Here is a 23,175-nt window from a genome sequence, read left to right as displayed (position 1 = left end):
AAACATGGTGCGACGAAGGAGATTTGAACTCCTACACCCGTAAGGCACTACCCCCTCAAGGTAGCGTGTCTACCAATTCCACCACCGTCGCATAAGTATAAAATTTTATAGAGGGAAAAAAGAGGCTATCTTAGATAGCCTCAAATTATTACATAAATGGATTTGCGTAAAGTGCGATTAAAGAAACAACAAGTGCATAAATAACTTGTGCTTCGATCATTGCAAGAGCAATAAACATTGTAGTCATTAGCTTTCCACCAAGACCTGGGTTTCTAGCAGTACCAGCAATAGTTGCAGCAGCAGTATTACCCATACCAACAGCTCCACCAAGTGCAGCTAAACCAAGACCAACAGATGCAGCCAATACTGAATATGACTTAAGCATTTCACCTTCACCAGCAAATGCTACTGATGCAAGTGCTACCATAAGAAAAAGAATCTTTTTCATTAAAATCTCCTAAAAAAATTTATTTTACAAAGTCCGTTCGGCTTGCGTATCCCTACTTAACACTTTGTTTCGTTGGGATTTTACCCAATTTATGGTTAAAAAATGATTAAGCTTATTTTATTTTTCCAAGCCTAATTCTATTTTTCTACCATTTTGTTTTAATATTTTTACTTTTACAGCTTGATCAATTTCTAAGTAATCACTTACTTTATCTACTCTATGATCAGCAATTTTACTTACATGCAGAAGTCCATCTATGTCACCAGGAAGTTGTACAAATGCACCAAAATCAACAATTCTTACAACTTTACCATCTACAACTTCTCCTTCAGCAAATGTTGGAACTGGTTTTTCTTCACGACGTGGACGTCCTCCACCTCTATTATCTCTTCCGCCACCACGGCCACCAAATGATGGTTTATTAACAATTTCCATAATTTCTGTTTTAGCAGCTTCTACTTTTGTTTTACTGCCACCTGCAATTTTTACTTCACCTTTTTCACGTTCAAGGTCAATTGATACTTCAAATTTTTCAATTAATTCTCTAATAACCTTGCCGCCTTGTCCAATAATATCAACAATTTTTGAAGGATCAATACTAAAAAGCTCTAACTTAGGCAAAATATCATTATTGATAACTATTTCCTCATCTGCTTTTTCCATAATTTCTAAAATATGATCACGACCTTCTTTTGCTTGGTACAGTGCTTCTTTTAAAACATCACGAGAAACACCACCGAGTTTTATATCCATTTGAAGTGCTGTAACACCATCTCTTGTTCCAGCTACTTTAAAATCCATATCTCCATCATGATCTTCTAGCCCCATAATATCAGTTAAAACAGCATGTTTATCACCTTCAAAAACAAGACCCATAGCAATACCTGCTACTAATTTTTCTGTTTTTAATCCCGCAGCACGAAGAGCAAGTGAACCACCACATATAGTTGCTTGAGATGAAGAACCATTTGATTCTAATATTTCTGAAACTAATCTAATAGTTTGTAATCTATTTACATCTAAAAGAGGCTCTAACGCACGACGAGCTAAATTACCATGTCCTAATTCTCTACGTCCTGGAGGTCTAAGAGGTCCTGCTTCCCCCACTGAAAATCCTGGAAAATTATAATTGACCATGAAATCATCAGTCTCTACATTTTTTTCTGTAAGCTTATCATACATTTGTCCATCTTTATCTCCACCTAGGGTCACAATTGCTAATGCTTGTGTTTGACCCCTAGTAAATAAGCATGAACCATGTGCATTTGGAAGTAAATTTGTTTCTATGCTAATTGGTCTTACTTCTGTAAGATCTCTTCCATCTGCCCTTACTCTTTCAAATACAATCATTTCACGAACTATTTTTTTCTTATACTCATTTACAACTGCACTTACTAATTCTTTTTCCCAAGTTTCAGTTACAGCAATATCATCAGCCATAATAGTTTTTATAATTTCATCTAAATCTCTTGCTCTCTCGCTTTTTGCCATTTTCTCAATTGCACGCTTCACATCATTTTTATAAAATTCATCAACATATGCATAAATAGAGTCATTTTTTAAATCAGCTTTATATTCAAGTATTGCATCTTCTTTTTTAAGAGGAGTAAAAATAGTCTCATATGCACTTGTTGCAGCAGTAATTGCAGCTTGAGCTTCATCAATTGCTTTTAAAATAGCATCTTCATCAAATTCGTTTGCACTTTGTGTTGCAACTAAATTCTCACTTAATGCAGGATCAAGCATAGGATCAATTGCTGCAATTGGCATTGGAATACTTTCATTAGTTGCGATTGAGCGCATCTCTATCATAAGAAGTTCTTCTTTTGTACCAGCCACATACAAGTCTAAAGAACTATTTTTTAATTCTGTATTGCTCGGATTTACAACGTATTGTCCATCAATACAACCTATTCTTACACCAGCTACATTTTTATTGATTGGTATATCAGAAAGATATACTGCAGCACTTGCAGCATTTAAAGCAGCTACTTGTAAATCAACTTCTGGATCACAACTAAGTACAAAAAGTGTAAGTTGTGTAGGATATGCATACCCATCAGGAAAAAGTGGACGTAAACTTCTATCAATAATTCTTGAAGTCAATGTTTCAAAATCACCTGGTTTTGTTTCTCTCTTAATATATCCACCAGGTATTCTACCCGCAGCATATGTTTTTTCTATGTATTGAACAGTTAATGGAACAAAGTTACCATCTACTGGGGTATCATCTCTTGATACTGCAGCTAAAATAACTGTATTTTTAATTTTTAACATAACAGAACCAGCAGCTTGTCTTGCTACTTTTCCTATGTCATAAATCTCTTCTTGATTATTCACTTCTATTTTATATTCCATTTATTTTTCTCCTCTTTTTTGAAACGGCAAATAATTTTTGCTATTACTAATTATTTCTAACACATCCTCTGTGTCTAACTCTTTTAACATTTGATAATAAAAATCTACATCAACAAAATTTATAACTTTGTGTACAGAAAATATTTCATCAGTCACTGGTTCTAGAGATATAGCTACGTCATTTGAAAGTATTGGTGTAGCATAAGCTACTGATTTAGCCCCACCATTTATAACTGTTTTAACTGCTGTCATTATAGTCATACCTGTTTCGCAACCCTCATCTACTAATAAAACATTTTTCCCCTCTAGTGAACCAATTAAATCTCCTTTTCTGTATTTATATACTTTTGGTAATATTTTTTCTTCATACCTTCTATGAGCTTCCCCATAGATAAAATCAAGATTGATTCCAAAAGAATCAACAAGCTCATTATGTAAAACTATTTCTTCCGTTTCACTTACCATACCAATAGTACATTTACTATTATTTGGGGCACATATATGCTCAAAAAAAAGCAAATCATAATATAAATTTAATTTTTTAGCAACTTCATTTGCTATTGGTACCGCTTGAGTAGAAACTGCAACTATTAACCAATCATCATTTTGCATCTGATCTTTTGGCAAAACATCAACTAATTTAGTTGCCGCATCCTCCCTGTTTTTAAAACTAATCTCACTTAAAGCTTGTATCATTCAGTGGTATCCGTTTTAGTTTCTTTAGTAAATCCATATTGAACTCCACCAATAGGATATAAATTAAACATCAAATATACACCTTTCTTATTCGTTGAATCACTACCAGCACTCGTTAACTTAGGTGTTCTCTCTTCTCTATAAGTAAGCCTATAATCCCAACATTTCTTTTTCATAATCAAGCCAACTTGCCAAGATTTAAAATAGTCTTCTTCTATATCATAATTTGTACTGGCAAATAAATTATAATTTTTTACAAAATCTGTATTGACTGAAAAAGTAAGATAATTATCTATTTCATTTTGTTCATCTTTTTGATAAGTATGAATAAAACTCAATGAATACTCTTCTAATGTCCAATTAAGTGATGTTTGTAATTTTGAAAACCTTGCATTTTTATGTGAATAATTCAAAAGATTTTTTAAGGTTAAATCCTTTGAAAAATAAAATTGCACATCATTACTTAAATCTTGATATCTATACTCATCTGCTGCTAAATCATCTAGTATAATTGATTGTTTTAATGAGTGACTTACTATTTTTCTTCCATTTGAATTATAAAAATATTCTACTAAGTTTATTGATAAATTTTCTCGCCTATTGAGAAAAAAAGAGTCAAATTCATCTAAACTAGTATCATTTTCTATTCGTATAAAACCATCACTTTTTTTGTTGTTTCCTGGTATTGTATAATCAACTCCAAAATAAATAGTATGAAAAAAATTATCATATGCTTTTGCTAATTCTGTATACAAAGATAACGTATGAAAATTTTCTACGACACTACCATCATCTTCTTTTAACCCTCTTTCATAATTTATTTTTGCGATATGAACATTCTCACTTGCTTTAAAATGTAAAAAATCATTTAAAAGAGGAAAATATATTGTGATTGGGGCATCTACTTGATGAGTAATTGCATCTAAATCCGTTTTACTAGTCAAGTTTGTTGTTTTATAGTCAACTGAATAAAAAACATTATCGGCTAAAATACTGTTAGTAAACCGATGGTAGTGAAAAGTTGGTATTTCTTGAATGGTATCATCATTAGAAACTTTAGATGTATCAATATAATATTTTGCATATAAACCAAAATAATCTAGATCGCGTTTTATATAATAATTCATAGTTGATTGAATTAACTGATCTTCATCTTCATCTTCTTTATTCATAGTATTTAAATAATCTATATCATTAAGATAATTAAAATCCAACCATAAACCATCTTCAGCTTCATCATCTATATATCCACTAAACAATTTACTTCTATCATATTCAATAGCATAACCATAATGATTTACATTTTTTAAATCATTTTCTTCCGCATATTTTGATTTTTCTTTAAATTTACCTAAAGTTATTTGACCTGCAGAGTAAGCAGAATCAACGAATCTAAGTTTACCATGTAGCCCTACACCTCTATTTGTTCTAATTTGTGGATTTAACTGAAAATCCCAATTTACTTGTGGTGCAAAATAAATTGGTTGCAGATAATACAAGCCTTCGCTACTACCAAATCCAATATCTGGTCTTAGCAAACCACTTCTTCTTTCTTTATCAGTTGGAAATGCAAAATATGGAAGATAAAAAATAGGCACATCTTTTGCATAAAAAAGAGTATTATACATATGCAAAAACTTACTTTCTCTATTGTATTCAGCTGATGTAAAACCAATTTTCCAATCTGGATTTTTAACATCACAACTTGATGTTATTGACTTATTAAATAAATAATACTTTTCATCAAAAGTACTCGTATCACATTTAACCCATAATCTAGATTCTCCACTATAACCAAACATTGGAGTTAGTTTACCACTATCATTTTTTAAATTTAACTTGGCATATCCACTTCTTGAAGAGAAATCTATCCCTTCCATAATAGTAATATTTCCAATAAGTTCTAAATCACTACTATTGTGGTCGTAATAAGCTTCATCTGCTGTTATAATATACTTCTCACTGTAAAGTACAACATCATCTTTAGCATGTATCATTGTACCTATTTTGTCTAAAGTATTTGCAAGAATTTCTACTTTTTGATCACTAGCTTGTAAAGCAATTATTGCTATTAATAAATAGCCTATTATTTTAAAAAACATTTACAACCAATGTTTGAGCAGTTCTATCATGCCATGTCTCTCTTTTCGGATTTGTTAAAGCCCAGAAAAATCCTAAAAATAGAACAATCTCACTTACATTTCTCATAATAGCTCTAATTAAAGCATTTGTTAGAGATGGAGTTTCTAAATCATACGTCGCTACAATTTTAATTTTCATAAATATCTTACCCAAAGTAGCTCCATACATATAAACAAAAAAAGTTTGATATGCTACATGTAATGTAATGATTATAAATAGTAATTTCATTAAAGCATCAATTTGCTCTTCATTTCCAGTAAAGTTTTCTAATGAGCCTGAATACAATATATTAATCAATATATTAATTAAAAACATATCAATAACATGAGCAAAAAAACGTTTAGAAATAGGAGCTAGAGTTATATTTTCTCTTTCAAATTTTTCTATTATCTCTTCTTCTGTCATTATTTAAGTGCCTGATATGCAATATCACTTCTAAATTTTTTACCAACAAAATGAATATCTCCACATCTTGAATATGCTCTATCTCTTGCTTCTTTTATACTATCACCAAGACCAACACAAAGAAGAACTCTTCCGCCTGTTGCAAACAATTTTCCATCTTCTAAACTCACACCTGCATATGAAATATGTGTATTTTTTTTTATCTCTTTATTTATTGATTCATTTACAATAATCTCAGCAGGAACTGAGCTTTTATATGGATAATTTTCACTTGCCATTACAACACATACGGCATATTTATCACTTAATTCTATATTTAAATTTTCCAAATCCTTAGTGGCTGCCTTATAAAAAAGATCACTCACTGGAGATTTTATAAGAGGCATAAGTATTTCACATTCAGGATCCCCAAAACGTACATTATATTCAAGTACAATGGGTTCACCATTTATTATCATAAGCCCAATAAAAAGAACACCTTCAAAAGGATACCCTTCAGCCTTCATACCAGCAAGAGTTGGGTCTACTACTCTTTCATTTATTTTTTTGTATAATTCATCGTTTATTAAAGGAGTTGGAGCATAAGCACCCATTCCACCTGTATTTGGTCCCTCATCATTATCTAACAATCTTTTATGATCTTGTGCTGCAGGAAGTATTTTATAGTTTTCCCCATCACAAATAGCAAATACCGAAAGCTCATACCCATCTAAAAATTCTTCTACTACAATAGAAGTTCCAGCATCTCCAAAACTCTCACCACTAAGCATATCGGCTGCTTCTGCTTTTGCCTCATCATGACTTTGTGCAATAATAACACCTTTACCAGCACATAAGCCATCTGCTTTAACAACTATAGGAGTATCAAGGGTATCTATAAAATCATTTGCTTTTTGAACATCTTGAGTTTCAATATATGCAGCAGTTGGAATTTGATTTCTCGCTAAAAAGTTTTTCATGAAAATTTTAGAACCTTCAAGTTGTGCAGCTGCTTTTGAAGTACCAAAGACTGTTAGGTTATGTGATTTAAAAACATCTACAAGTCCATCAACCAAAGGAGCTTCTGGACCAACTATCGTTAAATCCACATTATTATTTTTAGCAAAGTTTGCTAATTCTTCCTTATCTTCAATTGATATATTTTCACCAAGTCTACATGTAGCACCATTACCTGGGGCAAAATAGAGTTTACCAACATTTTCATCTTTACTCAATGCAAGACCTATAGAGTATTCACGTCCACCACTACCAATAACCAAAATATCCATTAAAACTCCAAAATATAATACTAATTAAAATTTAAAACCCGAGTGGGCGCCCCGTTTACGCTGCGGCCCATATAAAGCCAACGACGTAGAACTAACCTTTTTTTTAGGCTACAACTTCTCACTGTTTTTCAAAAGTTCAAACAAAATCACAGACACACCAAAAAGATACACGTTCCACAAATACAATCTGTTGGACCCTCATTAATACGGTTATCGCTTCACCCAGGAGTGATTAATAATCTTATATCAATTATATGTTAACTTTGCTTAATTAATGTTTTAGAAAGTGTAATACACGACTGAATTGTCTGAGTTTCACTTATATAAGGAGTTATTGTTAAAGGAAGTGCTTTTGCTGTTACTTTGCCTATACAAACTGCTTTATAACTTTTATCCCATTTATAATGTTTAAAAAAACACTCTACCGTCGAAGGCGACGTAAAAATAAAAATAGATTTTTTTTCCAATGTTAAGAATTTGTTCTCATCATTACATGTAGTTTCATAGACTATTTGTGAAGCTATATCTATTTGTGCCTTTTTTAATATATTTTCTAAATCTGAAAGAACTTTTTTAGCTCTTAAAAAAAGAACTTTTTTACCTTTTAAGTTTTTTATTATCTCTTTGGCAAAATCATTTCCATAAGCACTTTTAGATATATACTCTACAAACCCACCATTTTCTTTTATGTAATTTGCTGTTGGATTACCTATTGCATAAGAGGGTATTTTTTTCCAATCACTATTTGTTTCACAAAGTGCCTTAACTGCATTTTTAGAACTAAAAATAAGTGCATCATAAGAGGTCAAATCAAGATTTATAGCTTTACATGTAATCTTGATTTGAGGTAAATTGATTACCCCCTCATGATAAGTATCACTAAGGAGGTATATATTCAAACTATTATTCCCATTCAATAGTTGCTGGTGGTTTTCACAGAAACCTTAATACAACTATTAATGAAAAAAATTAAATTATTGAACATTTTATATTCTATTCCCACTCAATAGTTGCTGGCGGTTTTGAACTGATGTCATAAACTACTCTATTTATTCCATCAACTTCATTGATAATTCTTCTACTAATATTTTCAAGTATTTCATGAGGAATATGAGCAAAAGTTGCTGTCATACCATCTGTCGCTTCTACAATTCTTACACAAGCAGTATTATCATAAGTCCTATTATCACCCATAACACCAACACTTTTAACATTTAAAAGTACAGTAAATGCTTGCCATGTTTTTTCATAATATCCAGTTGAGTGAAGTTCTTCAAGCATAATCACATCTGCTTTTCTCAAAACCTTCAAATCTTCTTTATTCACTTCACCCATTATTCTAATACCAAGTCCAGGTCCAGGAAAAGGATGACGACTTATCATATCTTTTGGAAGTCCTAATTCAAGTCCTAACTTTCTTACTTCGTCTTTAAAAATTTCATTTAAAGGTTCAACTAGTTCAAATGTCATCCAATCAGGAAGACCACCAACATTATGATGAGATTTAATAGTTTTTGAAGGACCTTTTACTGATACAGATTCAATTACATCAGTATAAAGTGTACCTTGTGCTAAAAACTCAATACCATCATGTTTTTTAGCCTCTTTATCAAATACTTCAATAAAAGTTTCACCTATAATTTTTCTTTTCTTTTCAGGGTCAGTAACACCCTTTAGCTTAGATAAAAATTGCTCACTTGCATCAACCGTAATAAGGTCAACACCTAATTTTGATTTAAACATGGCTTCAACTTGTTCACGTTCTTTATAACGCAAAAGTCCATTATCAACAAAAACAGGAACTAATTTATCGCCTATTGCTTCATTTAATAAAGCTGCAACAACAGAGCTATCAACACCTCCACTTACAGCACATAAAACTTTTTTATCGCCAACTTGCTTTTTAATGATTTCAATTTTTTCTTTTGCAAATGAGCCCATGTTCCATGTGCTTTCGCATTTACAAATATATTTAGCAAAGTTTTTAAGAAGTTTTGTTCCTTCTACACTATGATATACTTCTGGATGAAATTGGAATGCGTAAATTTTTCTATCTTCATCAGCAATCGCAGCATAAGGTGAATTTTCACTAAATCCAATTTTACAAAATCCTTCGGCAAGTTTATCAACTTTGTCACCGTGACTCATCCAAACTATTTGGCCACATGTTGTATCTTTAAAGATACCATGGTCACTTTGAAAGCTTAACTTTGCTTTTCCATATTCTTGATGATCTGCAGGAATTACACTACCACCAAAATATTGGTTAATCAATTGCATTCCATAACAAATACCTAAAATTGGTAAGCCTAAATTATATATTTCACTATCAGGATGATAAGAACCCTCAGCGTAAACAGATGCTGGTCCTCCTCCTAGAATAATCCCTTTTGGATTTCTTTTTTTAATATCTTCTATTTTTTCACTATAAGGTACTATTTCACAATAAACACCCTCTTCTCTTAATTTTCTTGCTATTAGCTGCGTATATTGTGAGCCAAAATCCAAAACTACTATTGGAACTTCTTTCATTTAATTCTTATCCTTATAATTTATCATCTAATTTTTTTATAAAAACACTGTTACATAAGTCCAAATATCTCAAATTGAACATACCAAATGATTACTGAAATCACATATCCTACAAGTACCGTCCAAGAATATTTCATATGAGCTGAAAATGTATAAATCCCTCTAAGTTTTCCCATAACACCAACACCAGCAGCAGATCCAAAACTAATTAAACTACCACCTACACCGGCTGTTAAAGTTACTAACATCCATTGGTCAATACCCATCTCTGGGTTAGATTTCAAAACAGCACTCATAACAGGTACATTATCCACGATAGCGGAAAGAAAACCTACACCAATATTTACTGTAGTTGCTCCTGCTGTATCATATAATTTAACTGCTAAATCTAGGAAACCTAAAAAGTGTAAACCACCAACTGCTGCTAAAATACCAAAGAAAAATAGTAATGTATCGTTTTCTATTTTACTTACTGATTTAAATATTTCTATATGTTCATCATGCTTTCTTTTTAATCTGTAAGAATAAAGTTTAAGTAAAGAAAGACCAAACATCATTCCCCACATAGCTGGAAGATGAAATAACTGATGTGCCATTACTGCAGAAAAAATTGTAAATATTCCCAATCCAATGATAATTTTACCACCTTTTAAAATTGATACTTTAGGTTCATTATCTGCATCAAAATTTGGTTTATCTTTTGGAACATAAAGAGATAAAAGATATGCTGTTATTAACCAACCAACTACAGCTGCAGGAAATAAGAATATAAAATCTACGAATTCTCCCTTTTTTGCAGTCCAGGCCATAAGAGTTGTTATATCTCCAAAAGGACTCCAAGCACCACCAGCATTTGCTGCAACTACTATATTAATAGCACCCGGTACTAAAAATAATTTATTTTTTTGCTCAATTGTAATTAACACTGTAGAAAGAATAAGTGCTGTTGTTAAGTTGTCCGCAATCGGACTTAAAAAGAATGCAATAACACCTGTTAACCAAAAAAGTTTTTTATAAGAATAGCCTTTTGATACTAGGTTATATTTTAAAGTATTAAAGACATTTCTTTCTATTAATGCTTCTATGTAAGTCATTGCAACAAATAAAAAAAAGAATATTTCTGCAATTTCTAAGATAAGAAGTTTCACTTCATGATGGAGAGCTTCTCTATCTAAACCATTCATAAAAAAGTAAACACCAATTAGCATAAAAATAAATGTACCAATAAAAAGTGCTGGCTTAGCTTTATTTATATGGTATGTCTCTTCTGCTGCAATTATATAATAACCCATTATAAAAATCACTAAACAAGAAATACCAACCCATGTTCCTGTCAATGCCTCTCCCCCTGATGCCCAAGCACCACTTGCTAACATTAATAATGTTAAGATTCTCTTCATACGTTTCCCTTACCCTTTAATATAATGTGCACCTAAAGACTTTTTACGCCTTAATGCACTCTTTATTATAACCCTTGAAGTCAAAAGGCGAAGCCTTATTAACTTTCCAGTCTGCAATTTTAACATTTCTTCTACTCTATTCAAAGCTTTTTGTAAATTATTTTGAGTTCTCACTATTCCTGCATTTTGCCACATAAGATTTCTTAATTCATTTTTCAAATCTTTATCTCCATCATTTATAAGAGATACAGCAGTATTTGGAAAATCAATATTTTTTTCTTTACATGTAAATGTTTTACAAATGTCACTTACAACTCTTCTTGAAAAGACCAACCCTTCGAGTAAAGAATTACTTGCTAATCTATTTGCCCCATGTACCCCAACAGAGGCTATTTCTCCTACGGCATATACATCTTGTAAATTATTTATTTTTCCATCAAAATCAGTTTTTATTCCTCCCATAGCATAATGAAATGCTGGGGATATTGGTATTTTTTCATCAGGTATATTGAAACCTAGATTTTTCATATTGAAATATATACTTGGGAACCTTTTTTTAAAATGTTTTTTTTCAAAGCTACTTAAATCTAAATATATTTTTTTATTTGTTTTTTGATGATGATCAAAAAGTGCTTCAGATACAATATTTCTTGGACTCAATTCACCTCTTTTATCATATGAAAAAAGAAACCTATTGCCATCTTCATCAACTATTTTTGCACCTTCACCTCGTAAAGCTTCACTTAAGAGCTGTTTTCTAACAGCATTTCCTTCTACAAAAACTGTTGGATGAAATTGCATCATTTCCATATCTTGTAATTCTATACCATGTTCACAACAAATTCCATGCATATCAGCACTTATTGTTCTTGAATTGGTGTGATATTCATAAAGTGAACCAACACCACCACTTGCAATAACAATTTTTTTGGCATATAAGTTAAATATTTTATTTGCATGAAATACTTGCACTCCATAACAAATTTTATCTTTTATAAGAAGGTCTATTACCTGAGTATTGTATAAAATAGGAAATTTTAGAGATTGCATTAAAAAAAGATGTAACTCTCTTCCTGTAGAATCTCCTCCTGCATGTAAAATTCTATCTGTACTATGTGCAGCTTCTTTGGTATAAAGTAAATTACCATTTTCATCTGAATCAAATTGAAAGCCAGATTTACATAAAGACTCTATTGCCTTAGGTCCTTCACTACATAAAAGCTCAACCGCTTTCATATCACAATGTCCTGCCCCTGCATCAAGAGTGTCCTTTACATGTAAAGGAATATCCTCTTCATTTGGAGCTACTGCTATCCCACCTTGTGCATAAAAAGTGTTACACTCCCAAGCATAATCTTTGCTTAGTACCAAAACCTCCATATCATCTGGCAAACATAAAGCTGTATTTAATCCGGCTACTCCTGAACCAATAATAAGTACATCATAAGTAGTTTTCACCTATTTGCTCATTGTAGTTTCTTCATATTTAGGAGGTCCTTTGTAACCACAACCAAGAATACCAAAGCCAATAAATGTTATAATCAAAATATGAAAGATTCTAAAACTATAATTTCTCATCTTAAAAAACATCCTTCTTTAAAAACTTTAGAGCAAGAGGAGTGCTATGATATGTTAATCAAGCTTCTTCCTAGTTCTCTATCAAATTTTATTAAATTTATCTATACTAAAAATAACACACTTTTTTTTGTATTAAAACATCCAAGTGCAAAAATGGAGTTTAATTATAAACGTAATTTAATAAAGGGACTATTAAATAAGATAGAAAATTTTCACCCAAAGTGTAAATGTATTAATTTTAAAGAGATCAAAGCTTTTATTTCTAATAAAATAGATAAAAAAAAAATGGACTCACAAGAATCAAGGATTTATTACGTTGAGCGTTCCCATGGCGAGTTCTCAAACGACACAGAAAATAAAGAATTACATGACATCTTTGAACAAATTAGAAAAGAGATACTAAAAAATAATGCTTGAAAGAGAATTAAAAAATTTGCCTCAATGTGCAGGTATTTATAAATTTTATGATAAAAATAACAACTTACTTTATATAGGAAAAGCAAAAATACTTAAAAATAGAGTAAAAAGTTACTTTAAGTTTACGCCTAAACTTCTTCCTGCTAATAAATTGAGTCCTAGAATATTTAAGATGATTAGTGAAGCTTCAAGATTAGAATTCATAATTTCCCCTAGTGAATACGATGCACTTATCCTTGAAAATTCTCTTATAAAAGAGCTAAAACCGAAATACAACATACTTTTACGTGATGATAAAACATATCCCTATATTGCTATTGATTTTGATGAAGAATTTCCACGATTTGAAATAACAAGAAAAGTTGAAAAAAAAGGAAATATAAAATATTATGGCCCTTTTTCTAATTCAGCCAATGACATTTTAAAAGCTTTATACCTTACATGTAAACTTGTACAAAAAAGAGGTTGTCTTAAAGAAAAAAAAGCTTGTCTTTTTCATCAAATAGAAAAATGTCATGCCCCTTGTGTTGGAAAAATTTCAAAAATGGATTATATGAAAATAATAGAGGAAGCAACAGAACTTCTTATAGATAGAAAAAAACTCTTAACAAAGCTTGAAGAAAAAATGATAGAAGCATCTGAAAATTTAAATTTTGAAGAAGCAGCAACACTTAGAGACATGCAAAAATCTATAAAAAACTCTTTACATGTAATTCACTTAGACTTAGCAAAAATAGAAAACTTTGATCTTTTTGCCATAGTAATAGTAGGAAATATTGCTTCAATTATGCGTCTATTTATAAGAGAAGGAAAAGTAGTTTCTAGCATACATAATATTGTCAAAAATTCAAATGGTTATGAGTTAGGAGAATTATATAAAAGAGCTTTAATTCAATTTTATAATGAAAAAACAAAACTTATAAATTCACAAATAATTACAGCAGATGCATTTGAAGAAAAAAATGATATTGAACAGTTTTTAGAACAAAAATATAATAAAAAAGTATCTATTAAAACTCCAAAAATTGGTGATAAACTCAAACTAGCAAATATTGCAAAAGATAATGCAAAAGAAGCACTCAGTCAGTATTTAAATAAAAACAATGACAATATACTTGAAGAGATAAAAGAACTCTTTGATATGAAAAAAACTCCAATAAGAATAGAAGTCTTTGACAATTCACACATAAGTGGAGATTCTCCTGTTGGATGTATGGTAACTTACGAAGAGAAATTTATAAAATCAAATTATAGAATTTTTAATCTACAAAACCGTGATGAATACGGACAAATGAGAGAACTTTTAACAAGAAGAATTGAAAATTTTAAAAAAGATTCTCCTCCTGACTTATGGGTACTTGATGGAGGAAATACTCTTTTAAAATTAGCAGATACTCTTTTAAAAGAGCACGAACAGCAGATTGATCTTTTAGCAATAGCCAAAGAAAAAAAAGATGCAAAAGCTATGAGAGCTAAATCAAAAGCAAACGATACAATTTATACACTAAAGTATGATTTTAAATTACCTCCATCAGACAAAAGACTCCAATTTATACAAAAACTTAGAGATGAAGCACATCGATTTGCAATAAGTTCGCATAGAAAGAAAAAACTCTCTTCAGATATGAAAGTTGACCTCTTGAATGTAAAAGGCATTGGAGAAGCTACTATAAAAAAATTGCTTGCATATTTTGGCACATTTGAAAATATACATAAAGCAAATCAATTAGAGTTACAAAACATTATTGGTGAAACAAATAGTAAAAATCTTTATAAATTTTTACAATCATAGGTAAATATTAAGCAAGTCTTAGTTAAAATTTACCTTTTAAGGGGAATCTACAAATGATACTTTATAGTAAAAATGGTGATTTTATTGGTATTGGTAAAGATGAGTTGTCTTTTTTAGGATACGAAGATTTAGATGAATTTAGTAGCATACACAACGATGTGGCAGATCTTTTTATAAATAAACCTGGATATATTTTTAAATTTAAAAATTTTTCATGGATAGATTATGCTTTGCATAGTGGAGCACCTAGAAAAAGTGTTTTAGTAAAATTAAAAACTGGAAATGAAGTAGAAACAGCGATAAAAATTAAAGAGTTGTTTTTATATAACAAAACAGATGGTGAAGATCTTTATTATTGTATTGAATTTGACAATGGTACAAACCAAATGGCTTCTTCCTTTGTTCAATCAACTCCTATTCTTGATACGAACACTGAACAAGATACAACTAATGAAATAGAAACAAAAGAAATACCAATAAATGAAGATTTCGAGGAAGACTTAAAAGAACCTTCGACAGAGTTTAATGCAACCAATGAACCTACTCCAAAATTAAAAATAGATAATAATTTGGTTGAGCAAGAAGATTATTCGAGTGAAAATAAACTTCCAATTGAAGAAGATTACCTTTCTCAAACTGAAGATATTCAAACTAAAATAAAAATTGATGGCGATTTTAGCGAAGATTATTCGAATGAAAATAAACTTCCAATTGAAGAAGATTACCTTTCTCAAACTGAAGATATTCAAACTAAAATAAAAATTGATGGCGATTTTAGCGAAGATGTTTCTAACTTAACAATTGAACCAGATATAGATGAATCCAATGATATAAATATTGCAATTAAATCAGACTTTGAAAAAAAAGAATTAGAAGAAGATTTAGAATTTGATTTAGCAACCTGCGTAGAAACATTAGGCTTAGATATAGGTCTTGTAGGAGAACTTTTAACTGACTATATGGATCAAATAGAAAAAACCATACCAGAGATTAATCTAAATATAGAACAAGATAACATGGCATCTTTACATGATAATATTTACTCATTAAAAGGTGTATCAGACAACTTACATATGAAGCAAATATCAAGTAAGTTAGTAAATATTTTAAAAGCTACTGATAAAAAAACACAAATAGAAGAATTAAATAACTTTGAAAAAGTTGTTGCTCAATTAAAGGGAGAATTTCTATGAAAATAAAATGCAATAATCTTAACGGAGACCTAAAATGAAATTTAAAACGCAAGATACACTTAGGCTAATTAGTCAATACCCTCTTATTATCCTTTTCATATTTTCATCATATTTTCTATACTTGTCATATGAACAATACAATAAATCTATTGTTTTTGAACAAAGGCTAAGTGCAACACAAGTATTAAACGACCTCTCTATTAATTTAGCAAAAGAGAGAGGATTAAGTTCTACTTTTATTTCAAGTGATGGAGCCATGGAAGAAAAACGTCTTCATAAGCAACGTCTTGAAGTAAATAAAAGTATGAAAAAGTTTCATGCTTTTTATCAAACCCATGAAATCACTAATAGAATTAATTTAATAATCACCCTTTTAAACCAAATAGGAGATGTTAGAACCAAAATTGATTCTTTAAATGAAGTAAATTTTAATAAAATTTTCTTCTCTTATTATTCTAAAATAAATGCTAATATCCTAGAAGAACTCCAAACAATAGGAGAAATAGCTACAAATACACAAATTGTTAACTTAAGCTCCTCTCTCGTAACAGCATACAAAGATATAGAATACACTGGACAAGAACGGGGATTTGTTGCTAAAGTACTTAGTCAATATGTACCTTTTTCTGATGAAGATTTAGGTATATGGATTGGACTATTTAGTAAATCAAATACATTTGATTATACTGTATTGTATGAAGGTACAGCAAAATCAAAAATTAGTAGCATATACAATAAACAAGAAAATAAAAAATTAATTACAGATATTAAACAAGCAAAAGCAGAATTAATTTTAGCTGCTCAAAATGGTGAATATTTAATTGACCCTATTTTATGGTTTAACTTAATGACAAAAAAGATTTCATTACTTAATGATTCAGCAAATGCAATTAAAGGTAATCTTCATGCAGAAGTTAAAGTGTACTATGATAAAACATTAACTCAACTAGCTATTGCCGGTGCAATTTGGATTGTATCTTTTCTTTTAATGTTTCTTGGACGTTTTTTATCTAATCAGTTTAAAAAGAATGTCAAGGGACTTGAAAGTATTTTTGAAAAAGTTGGAGAATTAGCAGAAACAAAAGAAATTGTAGATTTTAACACTGCTCAAGGAATGAACTCAGCTTATACCATTATTGATCAAGCAATTGAAAATATTGCAAAAGAAAAAACAAATGCAGAAGAAGCAAGTGCAGCAAAAAGTATATTTCTAGCAAATATGTCACATGAAATTAGAACTCCTCTAAATGGTATTATTGGTTTTACTGAACTTCTTAAAAATACTGATTTAGATGATGAAAAACGTGAGTTTGTAGACGTGATTGAAAAAAGTTCAGAAAATCTTCTTGACATTATCAATAATATTCTTGATTTATCAAAAGTTGAAAGTAACAAAATAGAAATTGATGAAATCATGTTTTCTCCACTTGATGAATTTGAAAATGCCGTTGAAGTTTATGGACCAAAAGCAGCAGAAAAAAACATTCACCTGTCTTTCTTTATTGATCCTAGTTTAAATAACTATTTAAAAGGTGATGCAACAAAAGTAAAAGAAGTTATGATTAATCTTATGAGTAATGCTGTTAAATTCACACCAATAAATGGTCATATTACAGCAGAAATAAGAAAAATAGAAAATGCCCCTGTAGGAAAAGCTAAAGTTCTCTTTAGTGTACAAGATTCTGGTATAGGTATTAGTGAAGATAAAAGAAAAGATATATTTGACGCCTTTAATCAAGCAGACTCTACGATAACAAGAAAATATGGTGGTACTGGACTTGGGCTAACAATTTCATCTAAATATATCGGATTAATGGGTGGCGAACTTAAAGTTGATAGTGTAGAAGGTGGTGGAAGTAAATTTTACTTTATGCTAGAATTTGATGAATCTCCATCAGGTGATGTAGAATACAAAAATAAATTTAAAGATTTTAGTTGTGCTCTTTTAACATCAGAAAATAATCCTAAAGCCCATTCTCAATTCATGTATGATTATTGTACATATTTTGGATCTAACGTCAAATATTATGATGAATTTTCAGGACTTAAGAACCTTATATATAAATCTGGAGTAAATATTATTGTTGCAGATTATGACCTTCTTAATAACGAAGAACTTGATGAGTATAAAAAAATTAGGCTTCCTATAATTCTTATTATGAAAGCATCAAATCAAAGTAGATTTGATGAATTTAATACAAAATATATTACCCCAATTTATGAACCTGTTAATGTTTCTAAATTGACAAAAGCACTAGAGCAAAATAGAGCACTTTTACCAAAAATAGAAGATAAACAAAAAGAAACTCCTAAAAAAGAAGAAATAAAAATAAGGAAAAAACCCTCTTTTGGTAGAAAGTTTCACGCAAATGTACTTGTAGCAGAAGATAATGAGATAAATCAAAAACTTATAAGAAGAACGTTTGAAGATCTTGGTTTAACAATAACAATAGCCCATAATGGAAAAATTGCATTAGAAGAAAGAATGAAAAATGATTATGATGTAGTATTTATGGATATTGCTATGCCTGTTATGGATGGTGTAGAATCAACGCATAAAATGCTAGAATATGAGCAAGAAAACAATCTTCCTCATATACCAATTATTGCAGTTACTGCAAATGCGTTAAAAGGTGATAGAGAACGATTCATGAAAGAAGGACTCGATGAATATGTAACTAAACCTATTAAAAAAGATAGTATTTTGAGTGTTCTTAATATGTTTTTACAAGATAAAATTGTAGAAGAAGATGAAGAAACAAAAGAACAGGTAATTACACCTTCTGTCGAACAAACTACTGATAAAAAAGAAGAAGTTTCTAAGGAGAAAATTCAAGAAGTAGAAAAAGAAGGCGTAGAAGATGAAGCTCCTATTCTTCAAGACTTATCTAGTAATGAAGATGAAAAAAACAGCATAGCTGAAATTAAAGATGATGTAGAAGAAGCTCCTCAAGCAATGCCTATTCTAAAGCAAGATATACTTATTTTCAAAAAAAGTCCGATAGAAACTAAAATCTTCTCTAGTGTGTTATCTAAACTTACTAATACTATTGATACAGTAAATTCTATTGATGATTTAAATAATAAATTAAAAGATAATTACTATAAAATAGTTATATTTGATAAAGAGTTACCAGGGCTTTCAACTGAAGAAGTGTATAATGAAATAGATAAGAACAATAAAGTTTATGATCTTCCACATACTTCAACAATAATGTTCGTTGATCCAATCGCTGAGATAAATGAAAATGATAAAGCATTATTTGACAATGTTTTACCAAATCAAATCAGTAAACAACAGCTTGAAGAGCTGGTACAAAAATTTATCTAAAGGATAAAATGAATGAATGATCAAATAAAAATTCTAGCTGTTGATGATGATTTTATAAACTTAAAATTAATTCACTCTATGTTAAAAAAGAATAAAAATATAAGGGATGTTGTAGAGGCTGCAAATGGATTAGAAGCATTAAACATACTTAAAGAGCACTCTGACATTAACTTAATTTTATTAGACATTAAAATGCCAATTATGGATGGTATAGAATTTTTAAATAATTTAGCCTCTATGGCTAATTCTAACAAGATACCTGTTATTGTGTTGACAACAGATGAGACAAGAAAACATGAAGCATTTGATAATGGAGCATTTGACTTTTTAGTTAAACCCATAAGAGAAGCTGAGCTCACTAAAAAGATAGATAAAGTTGTAGAACTGATTTAATCAGTTCTATTTCTTTTTTATTTCTTCTGATATTTTTCTATATAAAGAAATTATTTCCTCTTTTTTCTCAATAAAACTATTTTTATTTGCTATTAAATGGGCTGAAGACTCCATAATAGTTTCAACAACTTTTAATCCATTTTGTTTCATTGTTGTTCCTGTTTCAACTATATCTACAATAGCATCAGCAAGACCGACTAATGGTGCTAATTCAATAGAACCATAAAGTTTTATAACATCAACTGCCATAGCTTTTTTTGAAAAATAATTTTGTGTAATATTTACCATTTTTGTTGCTATTTTTATATCTGGAGAATTATAGTTTAATTCTTCATCATCTCTCATTCCAACGCAAACTTTACATTTTCCTATGCCTAAATCCAAAAGCCTTACTAAATCTTCATCTTTTTCTTCAAGAACATCCAATCCTACAACACCAATATCTGCAGATTGATGGAGTACATAAGCAGGAACATCTTGATTTCTTACTAATAAAAAACGAAATTCTCCAACTTCTAAAATTAACTTTCTATCATCAAATAGAAATGATTTTCCAAAAATTTTTTCAAATATTGCTAAAGTCTCCTCAGCAATCCTACCTTTAGGTAGCGCAACAGTTAACATTATAACCCTTTTTCTTTATTTTGTATTGCTTTTAACATACCTCTAAATATCAAAGATCTATCATATATAGATTTATTAAAAAATTTAGAGAAAAATTTACCATCTCCACCTGTGAAAAAAATTGTTTTATCTCTGCAGGTCTCTTCTAAGAGCATAAAAATAGACTTTATCACAGCATATGAAACTGCATCTCCTGTTTTTTGAGGAAGAGCATCTAATATGACATTGGGATTTATTCTTGTATTTAATCTATCTGATATACTTGAATAACAACCTTCATAAGCATTAATGCCTGGCAATATATATCCACCAAGGTGAAGCCCACCAGACATTACATCTACAGTAATTGCACTTCCTGCATCAACAACAATCCCATCACTAACAGTATAACAAGCAGCTACTCTATCTACTCCCATTCCTTGATAAATAGTGTCAAATTGAAAGTAGTCTTGAATATTAATAAAATATTTAATATTTTTCAATCTTAAATTTATCTCTTCATTAACACTTATATAATAAATATTCTCTTTGGGAATATACTCTTCAAACTCTTTTAAACTTTGTGACCATATCTTACCATCATGGTAAAAATCAACGTTTGAATTTCCTATATCACATAAAATCATGATGCAGTTGCCATCCTCTATCTTTCAAGTAATTTTGTGCTTTTGAACACATATCTCCACTGATTACTAAATGTTTATATCTAAAATTATGATTTTCTAATTGTTGTAAGTTTTCTACTAATAATCCTAAATCTTCCGCATTTTTTAATAAAAACCTACTTTTTTGATTGACAATAAAAATAACGTGATAATTTTTTTTTATATCTGTTGCACAGAATATCTTTATTTTTTTTCTAGTTTTTAAAAGAGCTTTATCTATGATATTTAAATCTTTAAATAAAACTCCTTTTTTAGAAAAATAATTTACTACGTCTTTCAAAGATTACTTTTTCCTTGGTGCGCTCAATTTAAAATAACTATTTTTATAATAAAACTTATCATTTGTAGTATAAACATATGATTCTATTTCATCTGGCAATTCATATATATTTGATGAGATAAGATTTAAATCTGTTGCAATTAAAAAACCACCTCTTTCAACAATATAAATAAACTCTCCATGTATAGTTCCAACAAAAGATGCAAACTTAAACTTCTTCGTTTTTAAAACTTTTAAATCTGCATCAGTTAAAATAATTCTACCATCTTTGGTAAATACTAATACTCTATTTTTTAAAATAATGACATCTTTAACCTCTTCATCTAAAAATGCCATTGATTTTGGATTAATTGATACAACACGCTGTTTTGTAGCAGCTACTAATCTATCACCTAAAACATCTAAGTAAATTATATTTGAGAAAAACTTTTCACTTTTAACTACAACATCTCTTAAAAGTTTATTTGTTTTTAAATCAATTATCAGAAGTTTACCATCAAGAGTAGGAAAAATTATGAGAGATGTTAAAAAATATGGAGCAGCAATTTTTGAATCATGTGCATATACTTTGTCTCCATTATTTTTATATAATTCTTTCTTACTTGTAATGTCTATTAATAATTGAGTATTATTACCTAATATCACTGCTAATAAATCTTCTTTTATAGTTGCTGTCGCTACTACTGAATCAAATTTTTTCTCATATATAACATGACTATTTTTATCAAGAACAACTAAATTTCCACATTTTGAAGTTGCTAAATATCTTCCTTTGGAATCACCTATAAATGTATAATTTTCAGGTATTTTGATATCGAGAAGACCATCTTTTGTAATAATCTGTCCATTTTCTAAAGTAGCCCCACTTCTTACAACATCTACTATTTTTGCAGGTAATGCACCATCATAATCAATTTCACCAGAAATAGACTTTGGCTCAAAATTTTGTCTCTTTGTTCCACATCCACTTAACAAAAGTAATATTATAAGAGGAATTAAATACTTTATATATTTCATTAGTTTATACCTTTACTTTTTTTACCTTGATAATGTTCTAAATTATTGGCGATATTTTTTAACGGAGAATTTAAATCAATTTGCGCAAATTTCAACTTTGCTTCTTTTATTTTATCACTCTGTAGAAGTTTATATCCTTCTTCTAAAAAAATAAAACCCTGAAGAAGTTCACTCTTTGCTGCTACTTTATTTTCTTCACTAGCTAACTGATATGATGCTAAATCTGAAATAAGTGGATCTGTTTTGTACGCTGCTAATTCTTTTAGAACTGCTGCATTATTTTGGCTTAATGCCTTTTGAAATCTATAAAAATTATACAATCTTTCATTTTTTTCTTTTAAAGTTTTCTCAGCATTAGTATCTTTTGGATTTAATAAAAGTTTACTATAGGCTTCATTTGAAGATTGTAATCTATTTTCATTAATAACATTCAAAACTGCATAAGCACTGCCTGAAACTACTAAAACTATTACGGCAGATATAATATATTTTTTATACCGCTTAAAAAAGCGTTCACTCTTTATAATACCTTCTAAAAACTGTTCTTCTGTTCCAATCTCTTTTTTGACTGCATCTAAGTTATCTTTTAGTGCCAATATCAATCCTTTTACATCATATAATAAAGCAGGTAGTTTA

Annotated in this window: 21 protein-coding genes and 1 tRNA gene; 5 read left to right on the top strand and 17 right to left on the bottom strand. The window is 29.8% G+C overall.

Annotated features, from left to right (window positions below; genetic code table 11):
• Positions 1-5: 5 nt before the first annotated feature.
• The 12 genes from K354_RS0102550 to K354_RS15425 all read right to left on the bottom strand — a co-directional run bounded on the left by K354_RS0102550 (position 6) and on the right by K354_RS15425 (position 12,827).
• Positions 6-91 (bottom strand) — tRNA-Leu (locus tag K354_RS0102550).
• A 57-nt stretch (positions 92-148) separates the two neighbouring features.
• Entirely contained in the window at positions 149-448 is a 300-nt protein-coding gene (locus tag K354_RS0102545; RefSeq protein WP_024953945.1) for a F0F1 ATP synthase subunit C, read from the bottom strand.
• Positions 449-565: 117 nt separating this feature from the next.
• Positions 566-2,806, bottom strand: a complete 2,241-nt coding sequence (locus K354_RS0102540; RefSeq protein ID WP_024953944.1) for a polyribonucleotide nucleotidyltransferase — start codon at positions 2,804-2,806, stop codon at positions 566-568.
• Entirely contained in the window at positions 2,807-3,502 is a 696-nt protein-coding gene (locus K354_RS0102535; RefSeq protein ID WP_024953943.1) for a phosphoribosyltransferase, read from the bottom strand. It abuts the gene before it with no gap.
• Entirely contained in the window at positions 3,499-5,604 is a 2,106-nt protein-coding gene (locus K354_RS0102530) for an LPS-assembly protein LptD (protein ID WP_024953942.1), read from the bottom strand. Before K354_RS0102530 ends, K354_RS0102535 begins: the two co-directional genes overlap by 4 nt.
• Positions 5,594-6,049, bottom strand: coding sequence for an RDD family protein (locus K354_RS0102525; protein ID WP_024953941.1), 456 nt, complete (start codon positions 6,047-6,049; stop codon positions 5,594-5,596). The genes K354_RS0102530 and K354_RS0102525 overlap by 11 nt, the downstream gene beginning before the upstream one ends.
• On the bottom strand, positions 6,049-7,317 hold the full coding sequence (gene purD, locus K354_RS0102520) for a phosphoribosylamine--glycine ligase (protein ID WP_024953940.1): 1,269 nt from the start codon (positions 7,315-7,317) through the stop codon (positions 6,049-6,051). Before purD ends, K354_RS0102525 begins: the two co-directional genes overlap by 1 nt.
• Positions 7,318-7,574: 257 nt before the next feature.
• Entirely contained in the window at positions 7,575-8,216 is a 642-nt protein-coding gene (locus tag K354_RS0102515) for a uroporphyrinogen-III synthase (protein WP_024953939.1), read from the bottom strand.
• Positions 8,217-8,310: 94 nt separating this feature from the next.
• Positions 8,311-9,849, bottom strand: coding sequence for a glutamine-hydrolyzing GMP synthase (gene guaA, locus K354_RS0102510; protein ID WP_024953938.1), 1,539 nt, complete (start codon positions 9,847-9,849; stop codon positions 8,311-8,313).
• 50 nt (positions 9,850-9,899) lie between these two features.
• Positions 9,900-11,249, bottom strand: a complete 1,350-nt coding sequence (gene nhaD, locus K354_RS0102505; RefSeq protein ID WP_024953937.1) for a sodium:proton antiporter NhaD — start codon at positions 11,247-11,249, stop codon at positions 9,900-9,902.
• A gap of 9 nt (positions 11,250-11,258) precedes the next feature.
• The gene (nadB, locus tag K354_RS0102500; protein WP_024953936.1) at positions 11,259-12,707 is read right to left on the bottom strand and encodes an L-aspartate oxidase; all 1,449 of its coding nucleotides are present in this window, start codon (positions 12,705-12,707) and stop codon (positions 11,259-11,261) included.
• Positions 12,708-12,827: a lipoprotein gene (locus tag K354_RS15425; protein ID WP_483855303.1), complete on the bottom strand. Its 120-nt coding sequence runs from the start codon at positions 12,825-12,827 to the stop codon at positions 12,708-12,710.
• A 51-nt stretch (positions 12,828-12,878) separates the two neighbouring features.
• On the opposite strand from K354_RS15425, the gene K354_RS0102490 reads away from it, so the two are divergent.
• From K354_RS0102490 to K354_RS0102470, 5 genes are read left to right on the top strand one after another with little or no spacing between them, the layout of a single operon-like run.
• Positions 12,879-13,244: a hypothetical protein gene (locus K354_RS0102490; protein ID WP_245600562.1), complete on the top strand. Its 366-nt coding sequence runs from the start codon at positions 12,879-12,881 to the stop codon at positions 13,242-13,244.
• Positions 13,234-15,036, top strand: coding sequence for an excinuclease ABC subunit UvrC (uvrC, locus tag K354_RS0102485; protein WP_024953934.1), 1,803 nt, complete (start codon positions 13,234-13,236; stop codon positions 15,034-15,036). The genes K354_RS0102490 and uvrC overlap by 11 nt, the downstream gene beginning before the upstream one ends.
• Positions 15,037-15,089: 53 nt before the next feature.
• Positions 15,090-16,229, top strand: coding sequence for a hypothetical protein (locus K354_RS0102480; protein ID WP_024953933.1), 1,140 nt, complete (start codon positions 15,090-15,092; stop codon positions 16,227-16,229).
• Positions 16,230-16,263: 34 nt separating this feature from the next.
• Positions 16,264-19,560: a response regulator gene (locus K354_RS0102475; protein ID WP_024953932.1), complete on the top strand. Its 3,297-nt coding sequence runs from the start codon at positions 16,264-16,266 to the stop codon at positions 19,558-19,560.
• Positions 19,561-19,572: 12 nt separating this feature from the next.
• Positions 19,573-19,953, top strand: a complete 381-nt coding sequence (locus tag K354_RS0102470) for a response regulator (protein WP_024953931.1) — start codon at positions 19,573-19,575, stop codon at positions 19,951-19,953.
• A gap of 6 nt (positions 19,954-19,959) precedes the next feature.
• Here the strand turns inward: K354_RS0102470 and hisG are convergent, their stop codons facing one another.
• The 5 genes from hisG to K354_RS0102445 are packed head-to-tail and all read right to left on the bottom strand — an operon-like array spanning position 19,960 to position 23,135.
• The gene (hisG, locus tag K354_RS0102465; protein WP_024953930.1) at positions 19,960-20,577 is read right to left on the bottom strand and encodes an ATP phosphoribosyltransferase; all 618 of its coding nucleotides are present in this window, start codon (positions 20,575-20,577) and stop codon (positions 19,960-19,962) included.
• Positions 20,577-21,203 (bottom strand): type III pantothenate kinase, encoded by a 627-nt coding sequence (locus tag K354_RS0102460; protein WP_024953929.1) that lies wholly within the window; start codon positions 21,201-21,203, stop codon positions 20,577-20,579. Before K354_RS0102460 ends, hisG begins: the two co-directional genes overlap by 1 nt.
• On the bottom strand, positions 21,190-21,522 hold the full coding sequence (locus tag K354_RS0102455) for a hypothetical protein (protein ID WP_024953928.1): 333 nt from the start codon (positions 21,520-21,522) through the stop codon (positions 21,190-21,192). Before K354_RS0102455 ends, K354_RS0102460 begins: the two co-directional genes overlap by 14 nt.
• 3 nt (positions 21,523-21,525) lie before the next feature.
• Positions 21,526-22,539: a hypothetical protein gene (locus tag K354_RS0102450; RefSeq protein ID WP_024953927.1), complete on the bottom strand. Its 1,014-nt coding sequence runs from the start codon at positions 22,537-22,539 to the stop codon at positions 21,526-21,528.
• A complete protein-coding gene (locus K354_RS0102445) occupies positions 22,539-23,135 on the bottom strand; it encodes a hypothetical protein (protein ID WP_024953926.1) in 597 nt (198 codons plus the stop codon). Before K354_RS0102445 ends, K354_RS0102450 begins: the two co-directional genes overlap by 1 nt.
• Positions 23,136-23,175: the final 40 nt, after the last annotated feature.

This window comes from Sulfurospirillum arcachonense DSM 9755 (assembly GCF_000597725.1).
Classification (GTDB): Bacteria; Campylobacterota; Campylobacteria; order Campylobacterales; family Sulfurospirillaceae; genus Sulfurospirillum_A; species Sulfurospirillum_A arcachonense.
Note: the sequence above shows the minus strand (reverse complement) of the source record. Positions and strands in the feature narration are given on the sequence as shown.